Genomic DNA, 25,664 nt, shown 5'->3' with positions numbered 1-25,664 from the left:
CTTAAAATTTTTGTTATCGTATTCATGGCTTATTCCGTAAAAAATGGTTTTTTATCAAAAAAATGTATGTTTTTTGATATATATACTTGTTTGCTCGGGAGTTCGTGTTATAATGAGATTAAATAACCATAGCTTGACACGTATTGTTCGTTTTATAAACATTTTAAGAACAAAGGAGAGGTTTTTTATGGCAAGAAAAAAGACAATTACACGAGAACATATTTTATCGGCTGTTTATGAAGTGATTTCTACAGAGGGGTTTAGTGGATTTACTGCACGAAATATTGCCAACAAAATGAAAACATCAACTCAACCAATCTATTTAGAATTTAAAAATATGGATGAGTTAAGAGAAGTTTTTATTGATAGAGTGGCAAATGGCTTAAGAAATGAAATATATAATCGTACGTATACAGATGATTGTATTGTTGATTTAACAATTAATTATGTCAAGTTTGCTCAGGAAGATAGTGTGTTTTATAAATCTTTATTTGTGGATAATCATGAAAGTGGTGTGAAACTAAATAAATTTACTCACGATTTATTCTATGAAAAAGTAAATAATGATGACAACTATTCAAAATTAAGTGATGAAGTGAAGGAAGCTATTTTTACTAATTGTTGGGTGATGAGTATAGGTTTATCATCATTAGCTGCTTCAAAAAGAGCTCATCCAACAATTGAAGAGATGGAAACTATTATAAAAAATACAATTAATATGTCAATAGAACACCCAAATGTTCATATAACAAAATAAAAAACAGGAGACGAGAGCTATTTCCTGTTTTTTTTATTGCAGTTATGGTAATTATTGATTATTTAAACTCTCTATTAAAGAATCTGCAAAAGCTTCTAGAGCAACAATGTCTTCTTCTTCGGCAGCTAAATCAACCTTCACTGATTCAGCGCCTTTGGTTGCACCAGTCTGTTGAAAGGCTTTCTCAAATTGGTCAACTACCTGACAAAAACAAGGATAAAATGTATCTCCAGATCCCACGACACCATATATTTTTCCTGTTAAATCAAGTTCTAACAGATCGTCATAAAAATCAGCAATTTCATCAGGAACCAGGAGATCATCATATGTATAACTTCCTACAATACAAATATCAGCATCTAAAAAGTCAATAGCATCTATTTGTGTACATTCTTCAATTTCTACCTCTAAGCCTTTTTCTTCTAATCTTTCTGCAACAATATCAGCAATTTCTTCTGTGTTGCCAGTCAGACTTGCATAAACAATTTTTGCGACTGCCATATTTTTCCTCTTTCCTATGAATTAATCGAATAGAAAAATTATATCAAATACAAGATACTTTTCAACTGTTTATCTTTTTTCGATTTTGTCGAAAGCATGTCTTTATGCTAGAATAAGTAATGCACAGAATGAAAAGGAGCGAGTATAATGATTACATTAAAATCAGCGAGAGAAATAGATGAGATGGAAAAATCTGGTCAATTATTAGCCAGTGTACATGAAGCGTTAAGAGACTTTATTAAACCAGGTATTACAAGTTGGGATATTGAAGTTTTTGTTAGAAATATGATTGAAGAAAATGGTGGAATCGCTGCACAAATCGGTTATGAAGGGTATGAATATGCGACTTGTTGTAGTATCAATGATGAAATTTGTCACGGATTTCCAAGAAAAACGCCATTAAAAGATGGTGATTTGATAAAAGTAGATATGTGTATTGATTTAAAAGGAGCGATGTCTGACTCATGTTGGGCGTATGTAGTAGGTGAGTCAACACCTGAGATAGATCATTTAATGGAAGTTACTGAAAAAGCCCTATATAAAGGAATTGAACAAGCAACAGTAGGCAATCGTATCGGTGATATTGGACATGCCATTCAAACTTATGTAGAAGGTGAAAATTTATCAGTTGTTCGTGATTTTATTGGTCATGGGATTGGACCAACCATTCATGAAGCGCCATCTGTTCCTCATTATGGGCAAGCAGGAAAAGGACCTAGATTAAAAGAAGGCATGGTTATTACGATCGAACCAATGGTAAATACTGAAACATGGCAAATGAAAATGGACAATAATGGTTGGACAGCACGAACAAAAGATGGTGGCCTAAGTTGTCAGTATGAACATACTATTGCTATTACTGCCGATGGACCTAAAATTTTAACTCAACAAAGTGAATAGGAGCGCTAACAATCAATGGAAAAGATGATAGCAAAAAAAGGGTGGCGCTCGTTTATAAAAGATTTCTTTTCAACTTTAAAACAAGCGGATGTAACAATCTATTCAATTGTTGTTACATACTATATGTTACTGTCATTTTTTCCTCTCTTGATTGTGATAGGTAATGTATTGCCATACTTAAAAATTGATGAAACACAGATTTATCCATATATCAGAGAGCTGTTACCACCAGATATTTATAAGGTTTTAAAGGATACAATTGAAGATTTGTTGACAAAAAGCAATGGCGGATTGTTATCTATCTCAGCAATAGGAACATTTTGGGCTATTAGTAAAGGGATTAATGGCATACGCATTAGTTTAGATAAAGCGTATGGTGTTTCCAAGCAAAAAACACAATTTATCAGACGATTGCTATCTTTTTTTATGGTGTTTCTACTAATGTTGGCCTTGTTGGTCTTAATGTTTATCATGGGATTTGGTCAAGTCATATTAGAGCACTTACTGCCAATAGTGGGTATGCCTGAAAGTATACTATCGACGTTTCAAACATTACGATGGCCAGTGACAATCTCTGTCTTATTTGTTGTGATGACGTGTATTTATTATTTTCTACCCAGTGCAAAGATTCATTTTAAAACGATTTTATTTGGTGCAGTTTTTACAACATTAACCTGGATGTTGGTAACCCAGGTGTTTAGTTTATATGTGACACATTTTTCAGGGAAAATTTCGAGTTACGGCATTATTGGAGGATTTATTCTTTTTATGTTCTGGTTAAATATTGCCTCGTCTATTATCATTATTGGAGGAGTAATCAACGTTACTGCCGAGAAATTTTTATATGGTCCAATTAATCCCAAAAGGAGTATTGTCGGCAATTATGTTGAGAATAAAATGCAACGGGTGAAAGAAAAAAGAGATGAAAAAAAGAAAGGTAACTCAGTTTAATGGTGAGTTAGTCTTTCTTTTTTTTTTGTTCATGTTCTGCTAATTTTTGTTTTCGATATGCTTTGTTTCCAATAAACTTTAATGTATGCAATAGTGGTTGCCTATTTTCTCCGCTTAACTCAATTAATTCAATAAATAATTGTAACCCAAGTAGAGACGCAATTGTTAAGAAAATAGTCCCCCATGTATTAGTAAACAAATATAAAAATGATATTAATGAGAAGATGAGAGCCATACAGTAAATCATAATTACTGCCCCACGATGTGTAAATCCCAGTGAGATAAGGCGATGATGCAAGTGCATTTTATCAGCTGATGAAATAGGTTTTTTATTTAGTACACGTCTCACCATTGCAAATACTGTGTCAGTTAAAGGTACTCCTAAAATGATGAGTGGAGTAATTAGTGAGATGAATGTGGCATTTTTAAGCCCCTGCAACGAAAGCAATGATATTAAAAATCCTAAAAATAATGCCCCAGTATCCCCTAAATAAAGTTTTGCTGGATAAAAATTAAAAGGAAAGAAACCTATCGTACTCATCAGTAATATGAAAATACTTAAAGGCACAAAAATGTTTACAGCTCCTGTTGATGCTCCAATGTAGCCAATAATACCTATTGTTGTCAAAGCAATAATAGAAACACCTGATGCTAGTCCATCTAATCCATCAATCAAATTAATCGCATTTGTTAAACCAGCAATCCATAAAATAGTGATAGGATAACTTAACCAACCAAATTCAATCGTGCCAAAATATGGCAATGTGATAGAATGCATAATAATATCAAATACAAAGCACACGTATAATGCCGCTAAAATAATTCCAATCATTTTCTGTTTTGGCGTTATTTCAAAAATGTCATCTACTAAACCGGTGATAACAATAATCCCTGAAGGAATGATTAGATGAAGAGCATAGCTAGTCGGAATAATATCATTAAATAAAAATAAAATTGATAATGAAAATGTGATGAAAATAGCTAGGCCACCTGCTGTAGGCATTGGTTTAGTATTAATACGTCGCTTATTTGGTTGATCTACTGCACCGATAATAAACGCTAATTTTCGAATTAAAGGAGTTATCAAGAAAGCAAAGAGCATCGTTAAAACTAAACGAAATGATATTTCAAAAATAAAGTCCATTCTCTTACCTACTTTCAGAATTCAAGACATATTATAACACGATAACTATTGAATAAACAATTCTATTCTAACTATAAGAATTCTTTAAAAAATGTTAAAAATAGAAGATTGATTCCATAAAAACATCACATTATGCTATACTGTCCTAGATTGAAATCATTTTTTTTATTATTTTATATTTAGGAGATAGATAGAGTGAGTAAAAAAAAGAATAAGAAAACTCCAAAAAAACATTCAACAGAAGAGTTTAGCTCGTTAAGCTCTAGAAGAAAAAGTCGCAAAAAAGAAGCTGGTCTGAAAAGTAGACTCCTCAAAATTAGTAAAGTCTTGGGTGTTATATTACTAATCGCACTTTTGGGTATTGTTGTATATGGCGCGAAGATGGTACTTGATGGCAATAAATTTTTAAACGATGCCTATAAGCCACGTGAGACAGCACAGGTTCAAAATGACAAGATTGACGTTCAGAAAGACCCTATCTCTATATTATTGTTAGGTTTAGATGACGATGCAGAAGATACGAGAGGAACGGGTGGTGCTAGAACTGATTCGATGATTCTTTTAACCATTAATCCATCGAATGACTTAGTGAGTATGGTAAGTATTCCACGTGACACGTATACGCATATACAAACGAAAAATTTTGATGGAAATGATAAGATAAATGCCGCATATGCGCATGGTGGGATAGAAGGCTCTATTACGGCTGTGGAAGAACTTTTAAATGTTCCTATTAATTATTACGCAACGGCTGACTTTCAAGCATTTGAAGACGTGGTAAATGCAGTAGGCGGGATAGAAATAGATGTTCCCTTTACGCTAACCGAGCAAAATGCAAAAGGTAAAAAAGTGGTTAAATTAAAAGAAGGTAAGCACAACTTAAATGGTGAAGAAGCATTAGCCTTTGCACGAACACGCTACATCGATAATGACGTGGAACGTGGAAAAAGACAACAAGAAGTGTTAGAAGCTATTGCTCAAAAAGCAATGGAAGTCGGATCTATCGCTAAATATAAAAGCATATTAAATGCATTAGATGGACATATTACAACAGACATGCCACCAAATCGCATACTAGCTATTGCTCAATCTGGCTTAACAAAAGATTATAAATTTAACTCGTATGTTTTTTCTTGGATGAGTTATACCTATGGTGATCAAAGCATGGTAGGTCTTAATAAGGATAGTCTAGATTATATTTCGCATAAAATGAGGCTATCGTTAAATCTTGAATCACAGGATGAACGTGATGAAACAGATTATGTTTTTGAAACAGATGGGATAGTAGATCCAAGAACTTATCCACAAGACGGGATGGCAATCGATGATTATTAAAGAGTTTGTGGGAATTTTCCCTCAAACTCTTTTTTAAATGATGAAGAATGACTTAAATTTACGATGAAACTTTGATAAAATATATATAATAGTGTAAAATGGTGTAGTTTTAATGAACTGAAAAAGAATAGGATGGGTCAACGTGAATCAAAAAGAAAATCCAAAAGTAGAATTAGCGATGATTACCAAAGAATATGATTTATATAAGAAGAAATCAGATAAAATAAAAGCCTTATTTAAATTTTCTGAAAGAAGTGTGCCTCATTTTTGGGGACTTCGTGGAATTGACTTAAAAGTTTATCCGGGAGAAGCAGTTGGTCTGATTGGAATTAACGGGTCAGGAAAATCAACGCTATCAAATATATTAGCAGGAATCATCCCTCAAACAACTGGACAAATGACGATTAAAGGTGAAACATCTATTATTGCTATTGGAGCAGGTTTAAAACCTCAATTAACAGGACTTGAAAATATCCGTTTAAAATGTTTGATGCAAGGACTAACAAATGAAGAAGTAGATGCAATTTTACCAGACATTACAGAGTTTGCTGATATTGGTGATTTTGTTAACCAACCAGTAAAAAACTACTCTAGCGGGATGCGCTCTAGACTGGGTTTTGCAATTGCGGTGCATAATAATCCCGATGTCTTAATTATTGATGAGGCATTATCTGTAGGGGATGATACATTTTATCAAAAATGTGTGGATCGAATCTTACAGTTTAAAAAAGAAGGTAAAACAATCTTCTTTGTGTCACATTCATTGAATCAAGTAAAAAAACTATGTGATAAAGTCGCGTGGATACATTATGGTGAATTACGTGAATATGGTGATACAAAAGAAGTCGTAGCAAATTATAATGAGTTTATTAAATGGTTTAGAGAACTACCTGAATCAGAAAAAAAAGAGTATCAAAATGGGTACAAAGAAAAACAAAAGAACTTTAGTGTAGATGATTTAAAAGAGATTGCTTCTGAACGAGGCCATGGAAAATCAGCATTAAGAGGTCCTGCAATTGGTACAATGTCTCTTTTAACTAAGATAGTTTTAGTAGGAATGATTATTGGTTTGTTTGTCTTTGGAACGATTCAAGTGAGGGGCCGATCATTTAAATCATATTTTTCTGAGTCCAATAGGGAAAAAACAGAGCAACTAGCCAAAATGACAACTCAGTCACTGGATAAGATAGATGAAACATATAGTCATTAGTTGGTTAAAAAATGGGTACAGTTTTTTTGTTCGACTGATAAATAAAATGACTCAAACCAACAAAATTAATAAACAAGTTTGTTATCTGATGAGTTTTCCCAACAACAATAAAGGATTGATAGAAGATCTTGCAAAAGAGGTATCAGTCATTGTTTTATACAAAAAAGTGTGTGAAAAAGAGGCAAAAGAGTTAGCGGAAAACGGTATTTCAATTGTTGATTTAGATTCTGTTGTTGGACTTGTTAAAAGTATAAAAATAATGGGCCAGAGTAAAGTTATTATAGCGGATAATTATTTTGCCATTTTAGGAGATATTGCGTTTAGTCATCAACAAACGGTCTATCAAATATGGCATGCAACAGGTGCGATTAAGCAATTTGGTTTAGAAGATAAATCGGTGACTCATCGTTCAAAGAGTGATATCAATCGGTTTAAGCGTGTGTATGACTCGTTTGATTATGTCTTTGTTGCTTCTAAAAAAATGGGAGATGTTTTTAAAAGAAGTTACGGGTTGTCTGATGAACAAATTCATTACACAGGTTTTCCTCGGACAGATAACTTATTACAATCAGCTCATAGACAAGACAAGGATTATCGTCGTATTTTGTATTTGCCGACCTACCGAGAAGGTGTTCCAATCGACAGTTGGTTATTGAATCTAGATAAATTATCCAACAAATTGCAAACAAAAGATGTATTGCAAGTAAAATTGCATCCTCATATTGATATGTCAAAAACATCAACTAAAAATATCGAATGGATTGCATCTAACCAGTCAGCCGATGATTATATTAAGCAAGCTGACTGTTTAATAACAGATTATTCCTCAGTTGCTTTTGATTTTACGCTAGCTAATCCAGATAAAACATTAATCATGTATTGGCCTGATGAAGAGGAGTATCGTAAAAAAGTGGGAATTCAACCAAAAATAGAAAATGATTTTCCAGGGAAGGTTGCACATACCACGCAAGAAGTCATATCACAACTTAACGATAGAATTAGCCGTGATAACAATAGATTCAATCAATTGTGGAACACATATAATGATGGACAGGCAACACAACGAGTTATTGACGAAATCAAGGAAGTATTGGATGGAGAAAAATGAAGAATAAGGTAGAGTATATTTTAGATACACCTGTTGATCATTTGACTATGTCAGACATTAAACAAGATTTAGATTGGTATTTTGACCATCATCAAAAAATGGTTTTAGCAAGCATTAATCCTCAAATCATTTTAATGTCAGAAAAAAATAAATGTGTGAAATCATTTATTGATCACGCCACGCATCGGTTTGCTGATGGTATTGGTGTGGTCAAGATGTCTCAATGGACAAAAGGACATATCAAAGAACGTGTAGCAGGTATTGACGTGATGGCTAGTGTATTGGAATTTTGTCACTTAAATAAAAAGTCTATTTTTTTATATGGGGCAAAACCAGATGTCGTGGCTCAAGCTGCACGGAACATTCAAAAAGAGTATCCGAATATCAAAGTGAGTGGATGGCTTGATGGGTATGACAAAAAAAGTAGTGGAGAAATCATTGATTTAATCAATGAACAACATGCAGATGTCTTGTTTGTTGCTTTGGGTTCACCAAAACAAGAAGAGTGGTTGCAACGCTATATGCCTCAACTTAATCCAACAGTGTTTCAAACAGTTGGAGGTAGTTTTGATGTTTACAGTGGAGAGGTTAAGCGTGCACCAGAATTTTTTATTAAAACAAATTTAGAATGGTTGTATCGCTCAGTTAGTAACCCAAAACGATTTAATCGTATTTTTCAAGTACCTTTGTTTGTCACAAAAGGATTAATGTGGCATTTAAAACAAAGTAAACAGTGAGGAGAGCTAAAACGTGAATGACGTAAAGACCGTAATTACAGAACAAATTAAAAATTTTGGGATTATTCGTCGTATTTCGAAATATGAAGAAAAAGCTACGTATCAAAGCCATTACTTAGGCTTGTTGTGGCAAGTATTAAACCCAGCCATACAAATCGGGATTTATTATCTTGTATTTGGGCTTGGAATGAAACGTAAAGACATAGATGGTGTACCATATATTATTTGGATGCTTGTTGGGATTATTGCATGGTTCTTTATCAATAGCTCAATACTGGGTGAGTCAAATAGTATCTATAAACAAATCGGCATGGTATCGAAAATGAAATTTCCAGTAAGTATTTTGCCAACTGTTAATATGGCAAGTAATTTTAAAAGTTACCGTTGGATGATGATTATTTTGTTAATCTCTATGTTTTCAGTTGGAATTTATCCAAATATATATTGGTTACAGTATTTTTATTATTTATTTTGTATGTTTGCCTTTCTGTTTGCTTTTGGTATATTGAATTCTACGATATCAGTATTAGTACGAGATTATCACATCATGCTTCAATCTATTTTACGGTTACTATTTTATTTATCTGGGCCAATCTGGGAATTTGAACGTATTTTTGCAGGGACCAAACACGCTTGGGTCACACGACTACTTGAATTAAACCCAATTTACTATATAATAGACGGATTTAGAGACTCATTATTATTTGGTCATTGGTTCTGGGAAAAAGGGGTTCAAACCATCTTTTTCTGGTTAGTTGTGGGTGTACTTTTAATAGTAGGGTCGCACATTCATATGAAATTTAGAGCACGATTTATGGACTTTATCTAAAAGGGAGATTACCATGAAAAAAATAATAGAAACGTTGATTTCAATTTGGTTTAGATTATTAGGCTATTTACCGAAAAAAAATATCGTTTACTTTGAAAGCTTTCATGGTAAGCAGTTTAGTGACAATCCAAAAGCTATTTACGATTATTTAAAAAAAGAAGACACAACACTTGAACTAGTGTGGGGAGTAACGACTGGATACGAGGAGACCTTTAAAGAAGAAAAGGTCCCTCATGTCCGCCGTTTTTCTTTACGCTGGTTTTTTGTCATGCCTAGAGCAAAATTTTGGGTGATTAACACACGAACACCTTTATGGTTAATAAAAAATAAACGAACAACTTACATCCAAACATGGCACGGGACACCACTTAAGCGAATTGGTGTTGATATAGAAGAGGTAAATATACCCGGGTATACAAAAGAAAGTTACGACAAAGAGTTTTTGGCAGAGTCATCACGTTGGGATTATCTAACAACGTCAAGCGATTACACAACGTCTCATTTTAGAGAAGCATTTGGCTATAGGGGAAAGCTGATTAAAAAAGGCTTTCCAAGAAATGATCAACTGGTAAACAACACGCAATACCATGATAAAACGGAAAAATTAAAAGCATCTTTAGGCATAGAGCCACATAAAAAAATTGTGTTGTATGCCCCAACTTGGCGTGAAACAGACAACAGAACATCTGATGGTTATCAGTTTAGTATTGATTTTCCATATGAAGAATTTATAAAACAGTTCAGTGATGATATGGTGTTACTGGTTCGCATGCATTATTTAGTGGCGCAAAATTTGGCGGTTGATTCTTGGTCAAACCATCAAGTGATTGATGTGTCGACAGGATATGATATGAGTGATTTGTTGCTAATTAGCGATGTGTTAATCACCGATTATTCTTCTTGTTTATTTGACTTTAGTTTAATGAATCGACCAATGCTCTTTTTTATGCCAGACTCCACACAATATGAAACGGCAATTCGTGGTTTTTATTTACCAATTCAGACACTGTTGCCTGGTCCAATCGTTAAAGAGCCAAATGAGTTACTCAATCAGTTAACACAGTTAGATGATTTTAAAGTAGATACACAATTTGAAGCATTTAAAGAAATGTTTTGCAATGATGAAACAGGTCAATCAGCACAGGCGATTGCAGAGATTATAAAAAAAGAAATGAGTGAGAACTAATGGGAATTTTATCGCCAGCAAAACGGGTAGCACAACCGTTTGTTAAAACAAAACTATCACCTACTGGAAAACGAGTTGAAACATACACGCGCTTTTATATCAATGAATCTGTGGAAAAAAATACAATACTGTATGAAAGCAGAGATGGAAAGTCATTAACAGACTCACCGTTTGCTATATTTAATTATTTATTGCAAACAGATAGAGATAAAGTATACACACACATATGGAGTATCCAGTCGTCTGAAGAGATGACTTATTTTATGGCACGTTATAAAGACTATACGAATGTATTATTTGTCGAGCGAAACTCAGAAGACTATTTGAAACGGTTAGCCAAATCAGAATATTTAATAAATAATGCTACGTTTCAGTCGTTTGTCACAATCAAAGATGAGCAAACTTACATCAATACGTGGCACGGGACCCCACTTAAAACAATGGGATTTGATATTCCAGGAAATCCTAGTGGAGCTCGCAATGTGGTTCGTAATTTTTTTATGGCGGATGTGTTGATTAGCCCTAATGAACATACGACATCGATGTTCTTGGATAGCTATCGGTTGCGAAATAACTATCAAGGCGTGATTTTAGAAGGTGGCTATCCTAGAATGGATGCAACATTTAATAAAAACCATGATCAGTTGATTCGTTCATTACATGAGCGACATGTATCTCTAGATTTGAGTAAGCAGATTTTACTCTACACACCAACTTGTAAAAGTGGAGAAGTTTCTTATACAGAGCAAGAATTAAGACAAATTATCAGTGAAACACAAATTTTACGCGACAAATTTGGTGAAACATACAACATTTTAATTAAAGTGCATCCATTTATTTATGATCGAGCGATGAAAGAAGAAACGTTACTGCCTTATCTCATACCAGATGGGATTGATACGAACGAACTTTTAGCATGTGTCGATTGCTTGGTTACTGATTATTCGAGTATTTTTTTTGATTATCTTGTGACAGATAAGCCGATTATTTTTTATTGTTGGGATGATGATTTATATAGTCATGAGCGTGGAAAATACTTTGATTATGACGAGTTACCTGGCCCTGTTGCCTTTAATTTGGATGAGCTGATAGCAATCATTGAAGACTTGCCAAAAAAAGTAGAGGAAACTCGCTGGAATTATGAGCGATTTAAACGTTTGTATGTCCCATATGATGATGGACATGTCACAGAACGCTATGTTGATTATTTGTTTTTTGAGAAACCTTTGTCTGACAAAATAAAAGCAATCAAGCAATCAACAGAAAAAGAATCACTGTTGATTTATCCAGGTGGATTGAGAAAAAATGGGATTACTAGTAGTTTTCTAAATTTATTATCTAATATTGATTATGATAGATATTCAGTAACATGCTTACTCGACAATCCAAAATCACAAGAACAAATTGATTCCATCCACTCAATACCAAAAGGAGTGTCTCTACTGTTTAATTTTGGTCAGCCAATCTATACATTTAGTGAGAGCTATCAGGATTTGTATTACCACATTAAAGGTGTCAATCAATCGAAAAAAGATAAGTTCCCTATCGATATTTACCAAAGAGATGCTAGACGTTTGTTAGGCAAAACAGTATTTGATGTCAGCATTGATTTTAGTGGGTATAGTTTGTACTGGACAAAGACAATACTTGGAACATCTTCTCAAAAGAAAATATGTTACCTACATAGTGACATGCTTGCTGACATGGATAGAGAGGTAAATGGAAAGAAAATCCACAAAATGAATGTCAAAGGGATTATTAGTGTGTATGATTTTTATGACAAATTGGTATCTGTGTCGAGTGTCATTAGTGATATTAATAAAAAAAATCTATCAGAATATGCGAATTCTTCTAAATTTGTGTATTCAGAAAATTTACTTAACATTAAAGAAATACTATCGAAAGATGGACCTGTTAAAACAACAAAAGCTAAACCAACCACACGTTTATTTAGAAATGGGTGTTTAAAATACCAAGAAGAGTCACTTGTCATTTATGATATGAGACCAGACAGTCCATACGTTAAAGCCATATCAAAGTACTTACCAAAAGAAGAAGTAACAGTTCTAGGTGAATTTCGATACCATGATGAGACGTATTTAAAAATTAGTCAAGACGATTGTTATATTGGTTGGATTAATCATGCCCATGTTAGGTTGCTGTCAGATAGCATTCAAACAGAAACGGATAGTTATGAATTATCCAAATTAAGCGTCAATAACCATACGACGCTCTACAGTGCACCAGTTGGTTTAGATGAGTCAAAAGAAATCATGTCATTATCTGGCTTTGATGAGCTATATGTCTTGGTGACAAAAAAAGTTGTGACGTTCACTGGGACAAGTTACTTGATATCAAATGGAAAAGAAGCACTTGGTTGGGTAAAACCGACTGCATTAAGACCAATGAGTTCTGTTTCAATGTTTCGCCAAAGACCACTCAAAAAAATGCTGAACCAACTTTTCTCGCGCACAAATCGTCAGAGACTGGACAAATTGACTCATCTATCTCGCATAGAACCACTAAATGAGATGGTCCAAATCACACAACCAGTATCAGCTTATGACACACAAGGTGATACAGCTAAAAAAATAGAGTTGCCTCTTGGCACAGATGCTTTATTACTTTCAAAAGATAAGGAAACAGGGTGGATCACGATTCGCTTAAAGGATGGCACTCACTATAAGATTAAAGAACAAGAACTATCTATGGAAAAAGTTAGTCATCCATTTGTTCTAGAAATGACAGAAATAACATTTTCAGCCGTTTTTAATCAAGAACAAATCGAGATATTCGCTTCAATCGAAGATGTGTTATCTGAAAAAGGTTTGCTGTCAAACGTACCTAAAGAAATTCAAGTCAGCAAACGACTAGTAACTAACACACATCAAACTTTTTATAAAGTTACGATTAATCATAAGGATGTGTGGGTAAAAGAAGAAACTGTCTCATTTGATTTTTCAAAAGGTGTGATGAACAACGATGGACAATTTTTTAACTTTCCTAAGACAGATGAACCAACATTTGTGACAGTCGGAAGATTATCTGAAGAAAAAAATCAGTTTTTATTGATAGAGGCATTTCACTTGTATCGACAAACCTATCAAAAGGGACATCTCTATATTATTGGAGACGGTCCGGAAAAGAATCGTTTAAAGAAAAAAATTCAGGAACTATCTTTAGAAAATGAGATTACTATGATTGGACAAGTAAATAAACCATACATATTTATGTCATATTGTGATATATTTGTTTTAACGTCAATTTATGAGGGACAATCATTAGTTTTGCTAGAAGCACTCACATTAAAAATGAAAGTAGTATCGACTGATATACCAGCTTGTCGTAATGTGTTAGACGGTGGTAAATACGGGATGTTAGCTAAAACAAATGATGCAACAGGAGTGTTTCATGCGATGGATGCCACTCTTAAAAAGAAAAAACATTTCAAAACATTTAATCCAGTTCAATACAATAAAAAAGCAATATTGGATTTTTATAATATAACACAAATATGATTAAAATGTTTTATATAACAAAAAAGGTGTTCACTTTAACCATCTTTTTATGATATAATTGCACAATGTGTAGTGAATTAATATACAGAAAAAAATAAAAAAGAAACACAGATAATTTGGAGGAAACGATGGAAGAAACAGTTAGTTTAGATGAAATATTTCAACTATTAAAAAAGAAATGGGCATTGATTGTCAGTATGTTGATTTTAGGGACAATCATTTCAACCGTTGTGACACTTTTTGTTATCACGCCTAAATATAGTGCTACCACACAGTTGGTTGTTCAAACAAAGGGTTCAGACGCTACAAATCTCAATACGGATAAAATCAACTCAAATCTTTTGTTAATCAATACATATAAAGACTTAGTAAAAAGTCCACCAGTCACAGAAAAAGCAAAAGATATCTTAGTGAAAGATGGGATGAGTAACATCACTGAAGATTTCTTAACAGGTGCTATTTCAGTGGAACAAAATCAAAATTCACAACTGTTTTCTATTAAAGCAGTAACAGATAACCCAATCGAGTCAGCTGCTATTGCCAATACTGTGTCAGAAGTTTTTCAAAAAGAAGCAGTAAAAATGACTGATACAGATAAAATTTCGATTGCATCAAAAGCTACCCCTAACAATCAACCTGTGTCACCAAATAAAAAAGTAAATATTGCTATTGGTGCTGTATTAGGATTGATTGTTGGTGTGATGTTAGCTTTACTTGGCGAGTTATTTAATCGGACTGTACGTTCTGAAGATTATGTAACAGAAACATTAGGTGTTCCAATCCTTGGCACATTGCCACTAGTTAGTGAACGAGAGATGACAGAGATTAGAAAATTACAAAAAAATGCATTAATCAATGAAGAGTTATTCTTAGAAGTTAGTGATGTATATGAAAATTCATTAAATACTGAAGTTGATGGACTTGATTTTGATTTAAAGCCAATCAATGAATTTGAGGATAGATATTAAAAAGGAGAACGTCATGAGTAGAAGGAATCAAAATGTTAGAAATAAAGCCACAAAATTGGAAGCACCTAAACCAGCAACGCTGTTTACTGTCATTGAGCCAAATTCACCAATTTCAGAACAATTTAGAACAATCCGTACGAATATCATGCATTCTCAATATGAGACACCAACAAAAAGTATTGCGATTACATCAGCTGGACCGAGTGAAGGGAAATCAACAACAGCTGCCAACTTGGCGGTTATGTTTGCCAAATTAGGGATGAAAACATTACTAGTTGATGCGGATATGAGACGACCAACTGCGCATATGACATTTGAGTTGGATAATACAGTTGGACTGAGTAACATCTTAAGTATTAAACAATTGTCAGTGGGGGAAGTTGTTCAAGAGAGTAACATTCCGTACTTAGATGTGATGACAAGTGGGTTTAAAGCACCTAATCCATCAGAGCTCCTTGCGAGTACTCGAATGCAAAAACTAATTAAAGTATTAGAACAGTTATATGATTTTGTGATTTTTGATATGCCACCTGCATCTACTGTGACAGATGTTCAGTTGGTAGCAGCGCATCTTGATGGTGTGTCTGTTGTTGTAAGAAGCAATGTCACGGACAAGAAACAATTACAACGAACGATTGAGTTATTGGAAAAAGTAGATTCAACTATTTTAGGGTGTATTTACTTTGCAGAGAGCAATCTAAGTTACACGGATTATTATTACAGTTAAAAAGGGGGAAGAGTATTGTGCTTGTCGATTTACATTGTCACATATTACCAGGAATAGATGACGGAGCTCAGACAATAGATGATTCGTTATTTATGGCACGCTCAGCTGTATCAGAAGGAATATCTCACATACTCTGTACACCTCATTATAATAATGGTCACTACCTTAATAAAAAAGAAAATATTATTACCTCTGTTGCCGAATTGCAGCAAGTACTTGATGCACAAGACATTCCACTAACGTTGTTTGAAGGTCAAGAGATACGGATCTCGGCTGATTTATCAAGACGAATGACTAGGGATGAGATTTTATTTGCAGACTTAACGGATACTTATTTGCTAATTGAATTTCCGTTTTCTACAGTACCTGACTATGCTTATGGCGTGTTATCAGAACTTTGTCGTGCCGGTCATCGGCCGATTATTGTTCACCCAGAGCGTAATAATGTTTTTTTGGAGCAACCCAAAAAGTTGGAGCCATACATTGAGATGGGGTGTCTGACACAGGTTACTAATGGTAGCTATATCGGTCAGTTTGGGAAAAAAATTCAGCGTGTGACACGGCAAATGATTAAACACAATCATGCGCATATGCTGTCATCTGATGCACACAATGTGTCTTCGCGAGGTTTTTATACTAAGGCAGCGTATGAGTTACTTGAAAAAGAGTTTGGAGAAGAAAAGAGACAAGCCTTTGAACAAATCACTAAAGATATTGTTAACGGGGATGAGGTAAAGGTAGAACCTGTTGTGTCAGGTAAAAAACACTGGATATTTTCTTAAAAAAGTTAGGTGGTCGTTGTTGTGAGCCGTAAAGTAAAGATGTCTATCTTAATAGGGGTAGACACGTGTATTATCATTTTAGCAAATGTTTTGGTTAGTTTTTATACTAATTTTTTATATGAAATAAATGAGCCTATCCCTCTCAAAGTGATAGGTTTGCAGATTATACTATATTTGATTTTTGGGTCGTTTTTTAAAGTTTTTAATCGCTTGACTCGATACACAAGTATCAATGCCATTCTTTCCATATTCTTCGCAGTCACAGCTTCAAGTATTTTGGAGTATATCGTACTAGGCTTTTTCACATCGTCTTCAATCAAACATTTACAGATATTATTAGCTTATTTTATTGTATTATTGACGATTATCAGTTCACGTGTGACTTGGCGTTTGCTTGTTGACTACTTGCATATGTATCACAATAAAGGCAATAAAAAATGTGACAATGCCTTTATTATCGGAGCGGGTGATGGTGGTGAGTTGCTTTATAATACGGTTCGTTATAAGTCAAATCAATTGGGATTAAACTTTAAAGGGTTTATTGATGACGACATCAATAAAAAGAATACTTATTTATCCGGTTTAAAAGTGGTTGGTTCAATCGATGACTTGCCAAGACTGGTAAAAGAATACGAGGTTAATGTATTAACAGTTGCCATCCCGTCGATGACCGCAAGTCAGTATGAACATTTATTAGACGTGACACGTGAGTTAGATATCACAATAAATTCAATCCCGTCAATTGAAGATTTAGCAATGGGAGAAGTCTCAGTCACAAAGTTGCGTGAAATCGATGTGGTGGACTTACTCGGACGAGACGAAGTCAAACTTGATATGGCGTCAATCAAAACACAGTTGGCAAATGAAACGATATTGGTTACAGGTGCAGGTGGATCGATTGGATCAGAAATTTGTCGACAAGTTATGGCTTTTTCTCCTAAAAAACTTGTTTTATTAGGTCACGGAGAAAACTCTATCTACCTGATAGAAAAAGAATTAAGACAAAACTATGCTGATAAAAACACAGAAATAGTGCCAGCCATAGCGGACGTAAGAGATGCTAAACGGATGTTTGATGTGATAAATCAACACAAACCGTCTATCGTCTATCATGCTGCCGCTCATAAGCATGTCCCTTTGATGGAATATAACCCGTCTGAGGCGCTAAAAAACAATATCTATGGAACAAAAAATGTTGCTGAAGCAGCCCTAGCAAATGACGTGGATAGTTTTGTGATGGTGTCTACTGATAAAGCGGTAAAACCACCAAATGTGATGGGAGCGACAAAACGAATCGCTGAAATGATTGTCACAGGACTTAACGGCAAAGGAAAAACAAAATTTTCTGCCGTGCGTTTTGGTAATGTATTAGGTAGCCGAGGAAGTGTGGTGCCACTCTTTAAGGAGCAAGTCGCAAAAGGTGGGCCAGTGACCGTCACAGATTTTCGTATGACTCGCTACTTTATGACCATACCAGAAGCAAGCCGATTGGTTATCCAATCAGGTGCTTTAGCAAAAGGTGGCGAAATATTTATTTTAGATATGGGTGAGCCAGTTAAGATTGTTGACTTAGCTAAAAAAGTCATCAAGCTAAGTGGCTATACAGAAAATGAGATACAAATAGTTGAAAGTGGTATCAGACCAGGAGAAAAACTTTACGAAGAACTACTGGTTGATAAAGAACGATCGAAAGAACAAGTTCACGAAAAAATATTTGTCGGTAATGTCAATGGATTTACATATGATGAGGTCATGAAAAAACTTGACGAGTTACCAGAAGATTATACAGAATTGGCAAAAGAGTTGGTGCTTTTTGCTAATCAATCAAGTGAGGAGTAGAAATGTACATTAAATTTTTAAAAAGAATCTTTGATTTTATTCTATCTCTTGTGGGGATTATTATTTTATCCCCACTCTTACTCATCCTAGTGATAGCGATAAAAGTTGATTCAAAAGGGCCAGTTGTATTTACGCAGAAAAGAGTTGGTAAGGATAAAAAACTTTTTTCTATTTATAAGTTTCGTACAATGAAAATTGATACACCAAAAGAGATGCCTACTCACTTATTGAAAAATCCTGATGAATTTATCACGAGAGTTGGGAAGTTTTTAAGAAAGACTAGTTTGGATGAACTACCGCAATTATTTAATATTTTAAAAGGTGATATGGCAATCATAGGTCCCAGACCAGCTTTGTGGAATCAAGAAGATTTGATAGAAGAAAGAGATAAGTATGGAGCAAATGATATACGTCCTGGGTTGACAGGATGGGCTCAAATCAATGGTCGTGATGAATTAGAAATTGATATAAAAGCATCATTGGATGGCTATTATGTAGAGCATGAATCATTTTGGATGGATGCTAAGTGTTTCTTTGGCACGATTGTATCAGTATTTAAGTCCGACGGTGTTGTTGAAGGTGGAACAGGGATTAAAACAAATGTAGAGGAGGAGTAACCATGAAACGCATACTTATTACTGGAAAAACAAGTTACATTGGCACCTCCTTTGCTTCTTATATAAAAGATAATCCTGAGTATCAAGTCGACACTATCTCTGTTAGGGGAGAGGACTGGAAGACTCAGGACTTTTCTGTGTACGATGTTGTGTTACACGTAGCTGGGATTGCACATGCTGATGTTGGTAAGGTCAGTGAAGAAGAAAAGAAACGATACTACGATGTAAATTGTGATTTGTCATATGATGTGGCAAATAAATACAAGATTGATAGAGGTGATAAATCATCTCAATTTATCTATATGAGTTCAATCATTGTTTATGGTGAAGATGTTAGTATTAGAAAAAAAAGAGTTATTACTCCTGATACAGTCCCTACACCTTCAAGTTTTTATGGAGATAGTAAGCTTCAAGCAGAAATCAAGTTGAAAAAACTAATGACAGAAACATTTATTTTATCTATAGTTAGACCACCAATGATTTATGGTCCAGGTAGCAGAGGAAATTATCCAATGCTACGGAAAATTGCATTAAAACTACCAGTTTTTCCTGATATACCAAATGAACGCTCGATGCTTTATGTAGGTAATTTGAATATATTTCTGAAAGAATTGATAGATATTCCTAGAGTAGGTATCTTCTATCCTCAGAATAATGAGTATGTTAGAACAAGTCATATGGTAAAAGAAATTGCACATGCACATGGAAAGAATATTAAGCTATTTAGCTTTATGAATTGGTCAGTATACTTACTATCTTATGTACCAGGTAAAATTGGAGATTTAACCAATAAAGCATTTGGTAACTTGGTGTATCAGAAAAAACAATTAACTTGTGATAGTTTTATGGATAATAAAAAAACAATCGAACTAACAGAGAGTGATGTTAATGAAAAAAATTTTAGTAGTTAGTCAATATTTTTACCCTGAACAGTTTAGAATAAATGATATTTGTAAAGAATTGATTGATGATGGATATGATGTAACAGTATTGACAGGTATACCTAACTATCCAAAGGGAAAGTTCTATTCAGGATACGGACTTTTTAAGAAAAGAAAAGAAACGGTTGATGGAATTAATATTATAAGAATACCAATTATATCTCGAGGGAATAACCCTATAAGATTATCCCTAAATTATCTTTCATTTTTGATAAGCGGATCTTTGTGGGCTTTTTTTACTAGAAAAGTTTATGATTCAGTTTTTATATATGAAGTATCTCCAATGACACAAGCTATACCAGGTGTTCTTTATGCGAAGAAGAGAAAGATAAAATCACATATTTATGTAATGGATTTATGGCCAGAAAACTTTGTGAGCATGAGCGGTATAAAAAATCAATATATAGTTAATAAAATAACGAATATGGTTAAGTATATATATAATAATGTTTCAACAATATTAGTTTCATCGCCGCAATTCACAGATAATATTAAACAGCTTGGAAATTATGAAGATAAAATAAAATACTGGCCACAATATGCTGAAGACTTTTACGAGCCTACAGACGAAAAATCAATAGAGATTTTGTTTGACACGGATAAGTTCAACATTACTTTTGCTGGAAATATTGGGTATGCACAAGGTTTATCAGTTTTACCAAAGACAGTGGAAAAACTGATAAATGATGGTGTTAACAATATCAGTATCAATCTAATAGGTGATGGTAGATATAAAGAAGAGTTAATGAAAGAAGCAAAGTCAAAGAATTTAGATAATTTTATAAAGTTTTATAATCCAGTTCCAGCTAATGAAATACCAAAAATTATGTCACAAACAGATGCAGCGTTGATTTCGTTGAGTAAAGATCCAATATATTCACTTACTATACCGGCAAAATTTCAATCAATCATTGCTATGGGAGTTCCGATAGTAGTTGCTTCTGATGGAGTTTTAGAAGATATAATTAAAAATAATAACATAGGTGTGTGGGGACCAAGTGAAGATGAAGATGCTTTATATAGAAATATAAAGTATATATCTAGTATAGATAAAGAACAGATAAAATCAATGTCTATAAATGCGTTGACATTATCAAATGAAAAATTTAATAAACTAAGTTTATTAAAAGATTTGGAAGATATATTGGAGGAAAAGTAAATGTTTAAAGATAAAGTTTTATTAATTACAGGTGGGACAGGTTCATTTGGTAATGCAGTCATGAAACGTTTTTTAGATACAGATATTAAAGAAGTACGTATTTTTTCAAGAGATGAAAAAAAACAAGATGATATGAGAAAACATTTTAAAAATGACAAATTGAAATTTTACATAGGGGATGTGAGAGATAAAGATAGTATAAAAAATGCGATGCACAGTGTAGACTATGTGTTTCATGCAGCAGCATTAAAACAAGTACCATCTTGTGAATTTTTCCCAATGGAAGCAGTAAAAACAAATGTATTAGGAACAGATAATGTCGTTCAATCTTCTATAGAAGAAGGAGTTAAAAAAGTTATCTGTCTATCTACAGATAAAGCGGCTTATCCTATAAATGCTATGGGTATTTCAAAAGCTATGATGGAAAAAGTATTTGTTTCTAAGTCACGTAATGTACCTGAGGATCAAACGTTAATTTGTGGAACTCGTTATGGAAACGTCATGGCTTCACGTGGGTCAGTTATTCCATTATTCATTGAACAAATAAAACATCATCAACCATTGACTGTTACAGACCCAAATATGACAAGATATTTAATGAGTTTAGAAGAAGCTGTTGAATTGGTCATATTTGCCTTTCAACATGCTAATACTGGTGATATTATGGTGCAAAAGGCCCCAGCATCTACAGTAGGTGATTTGGCTCAAGCAATAAAAGAATTATTCAATTATGATGGCAATATTGAAGTCATTGGTACAAGACATGGTGAAAAACTATATGAGACGTTATTAACTAAAGAAGAATTTATCAAAGCGGAAGAATTTGATAATTATTACCGTATACCCGCAGATAATCGTGACTTAAACTATGATAAATTCTTTGAAGACGGTAGTGAGGCATTGACTGAACAAGTTGAGTACAATTCTCATAATACCTATCAATTGAGTGTAGAGGAAATCAAAGAAAAATTGTTAACATTGGAGTATGTCAGAGAAGAATTAGAAAGTTGGAATAACGCATGAAAATTTTAATTACCGGCTCAAATGGTTTTATAGGAAAAAACTTGGTAGCCGAATTAAAAAATCAAGGGTACGATGACTTATTATTAGTTGACCGACAAACAACAGATAGTGAATTAAAAAAATATACGTCACAAGCTGACTTTGTCTTTCATTTAGCCGGGATTAATAGACCACAAACTGATGAAGAATTTAGAGAAGGAAATGTTGATTTTACAGACAAATTAATCAATTATTTGACACTGTCTGATAAAAAAGCACCGATTATGGTATCTTCCTCAATACAAGCTGAATTAGATAATCCTTATGGCATCAGTAAGCGTGAAGGCGAAGAGATAATAAAGTCATATGGGAAAGAATATAGTATCAAAACCATGATTTATCGTTTCCCTAATGTTTTTGGAAAATGGAGCAAACCAAACTATAACAGTGCTATAGCGACATTTTGTTATAACATTTCTCATGACCTGCCTATCCAAGTGAATAACCGTGAAACACTATTAGAACTTGTATACATAGATGATGTTGTTAAGGAATTAATAAATTGTTTGTCTGATAAAGAATCTAGAACACAGGACTTTTGTTTTGTACCAACTACACATAAACAAACATTAGGATGGATTGTTGATACAATAAAGAGTTTCAAGGAGAGTAGAGAGAACTTAGTATTACCAGATTTTGGTGATGATTTTACTAAAAAACTGTACAGTACATATTTAAGCTTTTTATCTGAGGATGATTTTTCTTACGAGCTAAAAATGAATATTGATGATAGAGGCTCATTTACTGAATTTTTAAGGACGACCAATGCAGGACAAGTATCTGTTAATATTTCTAAACCACATATTGTAAAAGGAAATCATTGGCACCATACTAAAAATGAAAAATTCTTAGTTGTAAGTGGTGAAGGTGTGATTCGTTATAGAAAACCAGATGAAGATAATATTATTGAATATTTTGTCTCAGGGGAAAAATTGGAAGTAGTTGATATACCAGTTGGTTATACTCATAATATTGAAAACTTAGGAGATAAAGATATGGTTACTGTCATGTGGGTAAACGAACCATTTAACCCAAATGAACCAGATACGTATTTTTTGGAGGTATAAAAGAAATGAAAAAACTTAAAGTCATGACAGTAGTAGGCACTAGACCTGAAATCATTAGATTAGCTTCAGTAATGAATAAATTAGAAGAATCCGAAGCTGTTGAACATGTATTAGTTCATACAGGGCAAAATTATGATTATGAGTTAAATGAAGTATTTTTTGATGATTTTAACTTAAGAAAACCTGATTACTTCTTAGATGCAGCTGTTGGTACAGCTGTAGAAACGATTGGAAATATTTTAATCAAAGTAGATAAAGTTTTGGAAGAAGTCCAACCAGAAGCTTTATTAGTTTTAGGTGATACAAATAGTTGTTTGAGTGCTATTGCAGCCAAAAGAAGAAAAATACCTATTTTTCATATGGAAGCTGGTAATAGATGTTTTGATCAGCGTGTACCTGAAGAAACAAATCGTAAAATAGTAGACCACACAGCTGATATCAACTTAACATATAGCTCAATAGCAAGAGAATACTTACTAAAAGAAGGTTTACCAGCTGATAGAGTGATAAAAACTGGAAGTCCTATGTATGAAGTACTTCATTCTAAACTAGATGAGATAAAAAAATCTAATGTTTTAGAAAAGTTGGGACTAGAAAAAGATCATTATTTTGTCGTATCAGCACACAGAGAAGAAAATATTAATTCAGAAGTAAACTTTAGAGCTTTGATGGATAGTTTAAATGCAGTAGCTAAGAAATATGATATGCCTGTCTTAGTTAGTACACACCCAAGAACCCGTAAAATGATTGAAGAAAAGAATGTGTCATTACACGAAAATATTATTTTATCTAAACCTTTAGGGTTCATAGATTATAATGCTCTACAAGTGAATGCAAAAGTTGTGTTAAGTGATAGTGGGACAATAAGTGAAGAATCATCGATTTTAGGGTTTAAAGCATTAAATATAAGAGAAGCACACGAAAGACCAGAAGCAATGGAAGAAGCTAGTGTGATGATGGTTGGTTTATTAGAAGAAAGAATTATGCAAGGATTGGCCGTTTTAGATACTCAAGATAACGAAACATTGAGAGAAGTTTATGATTATTCTATGCCAAACGTATCAGATAAAGTTTTAAGAATTATTTTGTCTTATACAGACTATGTCAATAGAGTAGTTTGGAGGAAGTAGGATGAAAGTATTATTAGTTAATTCAGTTTGTGGAAGTGGCAGTACTGGAAAAATCTGTGTTGACTTATATGATGAATTAAAAAAAAGAGAACATGAATGTGTTATTGCCTATGGTAGAGGTGATGCTAACTCTAATTACAATACATATAGAATAGGTTCAAAATTAAACAACTATATAGATGGGGTTAAATCAAGAGTTTTCGATAATCAAGGATTTAATTCAAAAAATCCTACAAGAAAATTTATAAGATATATAAAAGAATACAAACCTGATGTAATCCATTTACATAATTTACATGGATATTACCTTAATATAGAAGTTTTATTTAACTTTTTAAAAAATGAGTTTAAGGGGAAAGTAATATGGACTTTTCACGATTGTTGGCCATTTTCTCCTCATAGTGCATATATAGATTATGAGAATGGCATCCTACCAACACGTGAAGACAGGAGAAATTTAAAAAGGTATCCTAAGTCTATATTAAAAAATAATTCTATTAGAAACTATAAAAAAAAGAAAGAGTTATTATCTAATTATAATGAGTTAATTATTATAACACCTTCAGAATGGTTAAATAGAATGGTGAAAAAAAGTTTTTTTACCAATAGTATCGTGATGACGATTAATAATGGAATTAATACTGATATATTTTATCCTAAAATAAATGACCTTGATCAAAAAAAATTAGAGAAATTAGCCATATTGGGAGTTGCTAATATATGGGATGAAAGAAAAGGATTAGTTTATTTTAATGAGCTATGCAATAGATTAGACGACTCATATAATATACATATAATCGGAAAATTAGGAAAAAATCAAATTCTTCATAAAAGAATTATTCATGAAGAAAGAACAGTTAATCAAGAATCTCTAGCTGATTTGTATAGAAAAGTAGATGTGTTTTTAAATCCAACACTGGAAGACAACTATCCTACTACTAATTTAGAAGCTATAGCTTGTGGCACACCAGTCATATTATTTGATACTGGTGGGAATAGAGAAATGATATTTGATTCACTTGGGGAGACCACTGAAAAAAAAGATACAAAATCAATTATTAAATCTATTAATAAGTTAAGAGCCAAAATTAGTGATAAAAACTTAGAAGTATCAAACGAAACGTTAGCATATATATCCAAAGAAAGAATGGTAGAAGAATATATCAAAGTATATGAAAACAAGGAGGATATGTAGT

General features: G+C 33.3%; 23 protein-coding genes. 21 read left to right on the top strand and 2 right to left on the bottom strand.

Going from position 1 to position 25,664, the window contains the following annotated elements:
* Window positions 1-187 precede the first annotated feature (187 nt).
* The gene (locus tag JNUCC83_RS07240; RefSeq protein WP_454459386.1) at window positions 188-757 is read left to right on the top strand and encodes a TetR/AcrR family transcriptional regulator; all 570 of its coding nucleotides are present in this window, start codon (window positions 188-190) and stop codon (window positions 755-757) included.
* Window positions 758-808: 51 nt separating this feature from the next.
* Here the strand turns inward: JNUCC83_RS07240 and JNUCC83_RS07235 are convergent, their stop codons facing one another.
* The gene (locus JNUCC83_RS07235) at window positions 809-1,258 is read right to left on the bottom strand and encodes a flavodoxin (RefSeq protein WP_454459385.1); all 450 of its coding nucleotides are present in this window, start codon (window positions 1,256-1,258) and stop codon (window positions 809-811) included.
* Window positions 1,259-1,405: 147 nt separating this feature from the next.
* On the opposite strand from JNUCC83_RS07235, the gene map reads away from it, so the two are divergent.
* Both map and JNUCC83_RS07225 read left to right on the top strand, forming a co-directional pair.
* The gene (gene map, locus JNUCC83_RS07230; protein WP_454459384.1) at window positions 1,406-2,158 is read left to right on the top strand and encodes a type I methionyl aminopeptidase; all 753 of its coding nucleotides are present in this window, start codon (window positions 1,406-1,408) and stop codon (window positions 2,156-2,158) included.
* Between the two features lie 15 nt (window positions 2,159-2,173).
* Window positions 2,174-3,109, top strand: a complete 936-nt coding sequence (locus JNUCC83_RS07225; protein ID WP_454459383.1) for a YihY/virulence factor BrkB family protein — start codon at window positions 2,174-2,176, stop codon at window positions 3,107-3,109.
* Between the two features lie 7 nt (window positions 3,110-3,116).
* On the opposite strand, the gene JNUCC83_RS07220 is transcribed toward JNUCC83_RS07225, so the two are convergent.
* Window positions 3,117-4,253 carry a glycosyltransferase family 4 protein gene (locus JNUCC83_RS07220; protein ID WP_454459382.1) on the bottom strand — a complete coding sequence of 379 codons (1,137 nt, stop codon included), beginning with the start codon at window positions 4,251-4,253 and terminating at the stop codon, window positions 3,117-3,119.
* A gap of 195 nt (window positions 4,254-4,448) precedes the next feature.
* On the opposite strand from JNUCC83_RS07220, the gene JNUCC83_RS07215 reads away from it, so the two are divergent.
* The 18 genes from JNUCC83_RS07215 (at window position 4,449) to JNUCC83_RS07130 (ending at window position 25,663) form a co-directional block, all read left to right on the top strand.
* A complete protein-coding gene (locus tag JNUCC83_RS07215; RefSeq protein WP_454459381.1) occupies window positions 4,449-5,588 on the top strand; it encodes an LCP family protein in 1,140 nt (379 codons plus the stop codon).
* Between the two features lie 178 nt (window positions 5,589-5,766).
* Window positions 5,767-6,798, top strand: a complete 1,032-nt coding sequence (locus JNUCC83_RS07210; RefSeq protein WP_454461342.1) for an ABC transporter ATP-binding protein — start codon at window positions 5,767-5,769, stop codon at window positions 6,796-6,798.
* Entirely contained in the window at window positions 6,779-7,906 is a 1,128-nt protein-coding gene (locus tag JNUCC83_RS07205) for a CDP-glycerol glycerophosphotransferase family protein (protein ID WP_454459380.1), read from the top strand. The genes JNUCC83_RS07210 and JNUCC83_RS07205 overlap by 20 nt, the downstream gene beginning before the upstream one ends.
* On the top strand, window positions 7,903-8,643 hold the full coding sequence (locus tag JNUCC83_RS07200) for a WecB/TagA/CpsF family glycosyltransferase (protein ID WP_454459379.1): 741 nt from the start codon (window positions 7,903-7,905) through the stop codon (window positions 8,641-8,643). Before JNUCC83_RS07205 ends, JNUCC83_RS07200 begins: the two co-directional genes overlap by 4 nt.
* Window positions 8,644-8,656: 13 nt before the next feature.
* Window positions 8,657-9,472 carry an ABC transporter permease gene (locus JNUCC83_RS07195; RefSeq protein ID WP_454459378.1) on the top strand — a complete coding sequence of 272 codons (816 nt, stop codon included), beginning with the start codon at window positions 8,657-8,659 and terminating at the stop codon, window positions 9,470-9,472.
* Between the two features lie 13 nt (window positions 9,473-9,485).
* Window positions 9,486-10,658, top strand: coding sequence for a CDP-glycerol glycerophosphotransferase family protein (locus JNUCC83_RS07190; RefSeq protein ID WP_454459377.1), 1,173 nt, complete (start codon window positions 9,486-9,488; stop codon window positions 10,656-10,658).
* Complete coding sequence (locus JNUCC83_RS07185) at window positions 10,658-14,176, top strand: CDP-glycerol glycerophosphotransferase family protein (RefSeq protein ID WP_454459376.1); 3,519 nt, start codon at window positions 10,658-10,660, stop codon at window positions 14,174-14,176. Before JNUCC83_RS07190 ends, JNUCC83_RS07185 begins: the two co-directional genes overlap by 1 nt.
* 128 nt (window positions 14,177-14,304) lie before the next feature.
* A complete protein-coding gene (locus tag JNUCC83_RS07180; RefSeq protein ID WP_454459375.1) occupies window positions 14,305-15,144 on the top strand; it encodes a YveK family protein in 840 nt (279 codons plus the stop codon).
* A 13-nt stretch (window positions 15,145-15,157) separates the two neighbouring features.
* A complete protein-coding gene (locus JNUCC83_RS07175) occupies window positions 15,158-15,871 on the top strand; it encodes a CpsD/CapB family tyrosine-protein kinase (protein WP_454459374.1) in 714 nt (237 codons plus the stop codon).
* 17 nt (window positions 15,872-15,888) lie between these two features.
* Complete coding sequence (locus JNUCC83_RS07170; RefSeq protein ID WP_454459373.1) at window positions 15,889-16,653, top strand: tyrosine-protein phosphatase; 765 nt, start codon at window positions 15,889-15,891, stop codon at window positions 16,651-16,653.
* A 39-nt stretch (window positions 16,654-16,692) separates the two neighbouring features.
* A complete protein-coding gene (locus tag JNUCC83_RS07165; protein WP_454461341.1) occupies window positions 16,693-18,492 on the top strand; it encodes a polysaccharide biosynthesis protein in 1,800 nt (599 codons plus the stop codon).
* Window positions 18,493-18,494: 2 nt separating this feature from the next.
* Complete coding sequence (locus JNUCC83_RS07160) at window positions 18,495-19,109, top strand: sugar transferase (RefSeq protein WP_454459372.1); 615 nt, start codon at window positions 18,495-18,497, stop codon at window positions 19,107-19,109.
* A gap of 2 nt (window positions 19,110-19,111) precedes the next feature.
* On the top strand, window positions 19,112-20,020 hold the full coding sequence (locus JNUCC83_RS07155) for an NAD-dependent epimerase/dehydratase family protein (RefSeq protein ID WP_454459371.1): 909 nt from the start codon (window positions 19,112-19,114) through the stop codon (window positions 20,018-20,020).
* On the top strand, window positions 19,998-21,209 hold the full coding sequence (locus JNUCC83_RS07150; RefSeq protein WP_454459370.1) for a glycosyltransferase family 4 protein: 1,212 nt from the start codon (window positions 19,998-20,000) through the stop codon (window positions 21,207-21,209). The genes JNUCC83_RS07155 and JNUCC83_RS07150 overlap by 23 nt, the downstream gene beginning before the upstream one ends.
* Window positions 21,210-22,232, top strand: coding sequence for an SDR family NAD(P)-dependent oxidoreductase (locus tag JNUCC83_RS07145; protein WP_454459369.1), 1,023 nt, complete (start codon window positions 21,210-21,212; stop codon window positions 22,230-22,232).
* Complete coding sequence (locus tag JNUCC83_RS07140; RefSeq protein ID WP_454459368.1) at window positions 22,229-23,338, top strand: capsular polysaccharide biosynthesis protein CapF; 1,110 nt, start codon at window positions 22,229-22,231, stop codon at window positions 23,336-23,338. The genes JNUCC83_RS07145 and JNUCC83_RS07140 overlap by 4 nt, the downstream gene beginning before the upstream one ends.
* Before the next feature lie 5 nt (window positions 23,339-23,343).
* Window positions 23,344-24,468 carry a non-hydrolyzing UDP-N-acetylglucosamine 2-epimerase gene (gene wecB / locus JNUCC83_RS07135; protein ID WP_454459367.1) on the top strand — a complete coding sequence of 375 codons (1,125 nt, stop codon included), beginning with the start codon at window positions 23,344-23,346 and terminating at the stop codon, window positions 24,466-24,468.
* A 1-nt stretch (window position 24,469) separates the two neighbouring features.
* The gene (locus tag JNUCC83_RS07130) at window positions 24,470-25,663 is read left to right on the top strand and encodes a glycosyltransferase (protein WP_454459366.1); all 1,194 of its coding nucleotides are present in this window, start codon (window positions 24,470-24,472) and stop codon (window positions 25,661-25,663) included.
* The last annotated feature ends 1 nt before the right edge of the window (window position 25,664 follow it).

Source organism: Vagococcus sp. JNUCC 83, assembly GCF_053667615.1.
Note: the sequence above shows the minus strand (reverse complement) of the source record. Positions and strands in the feature narration are given on the sequence as shown.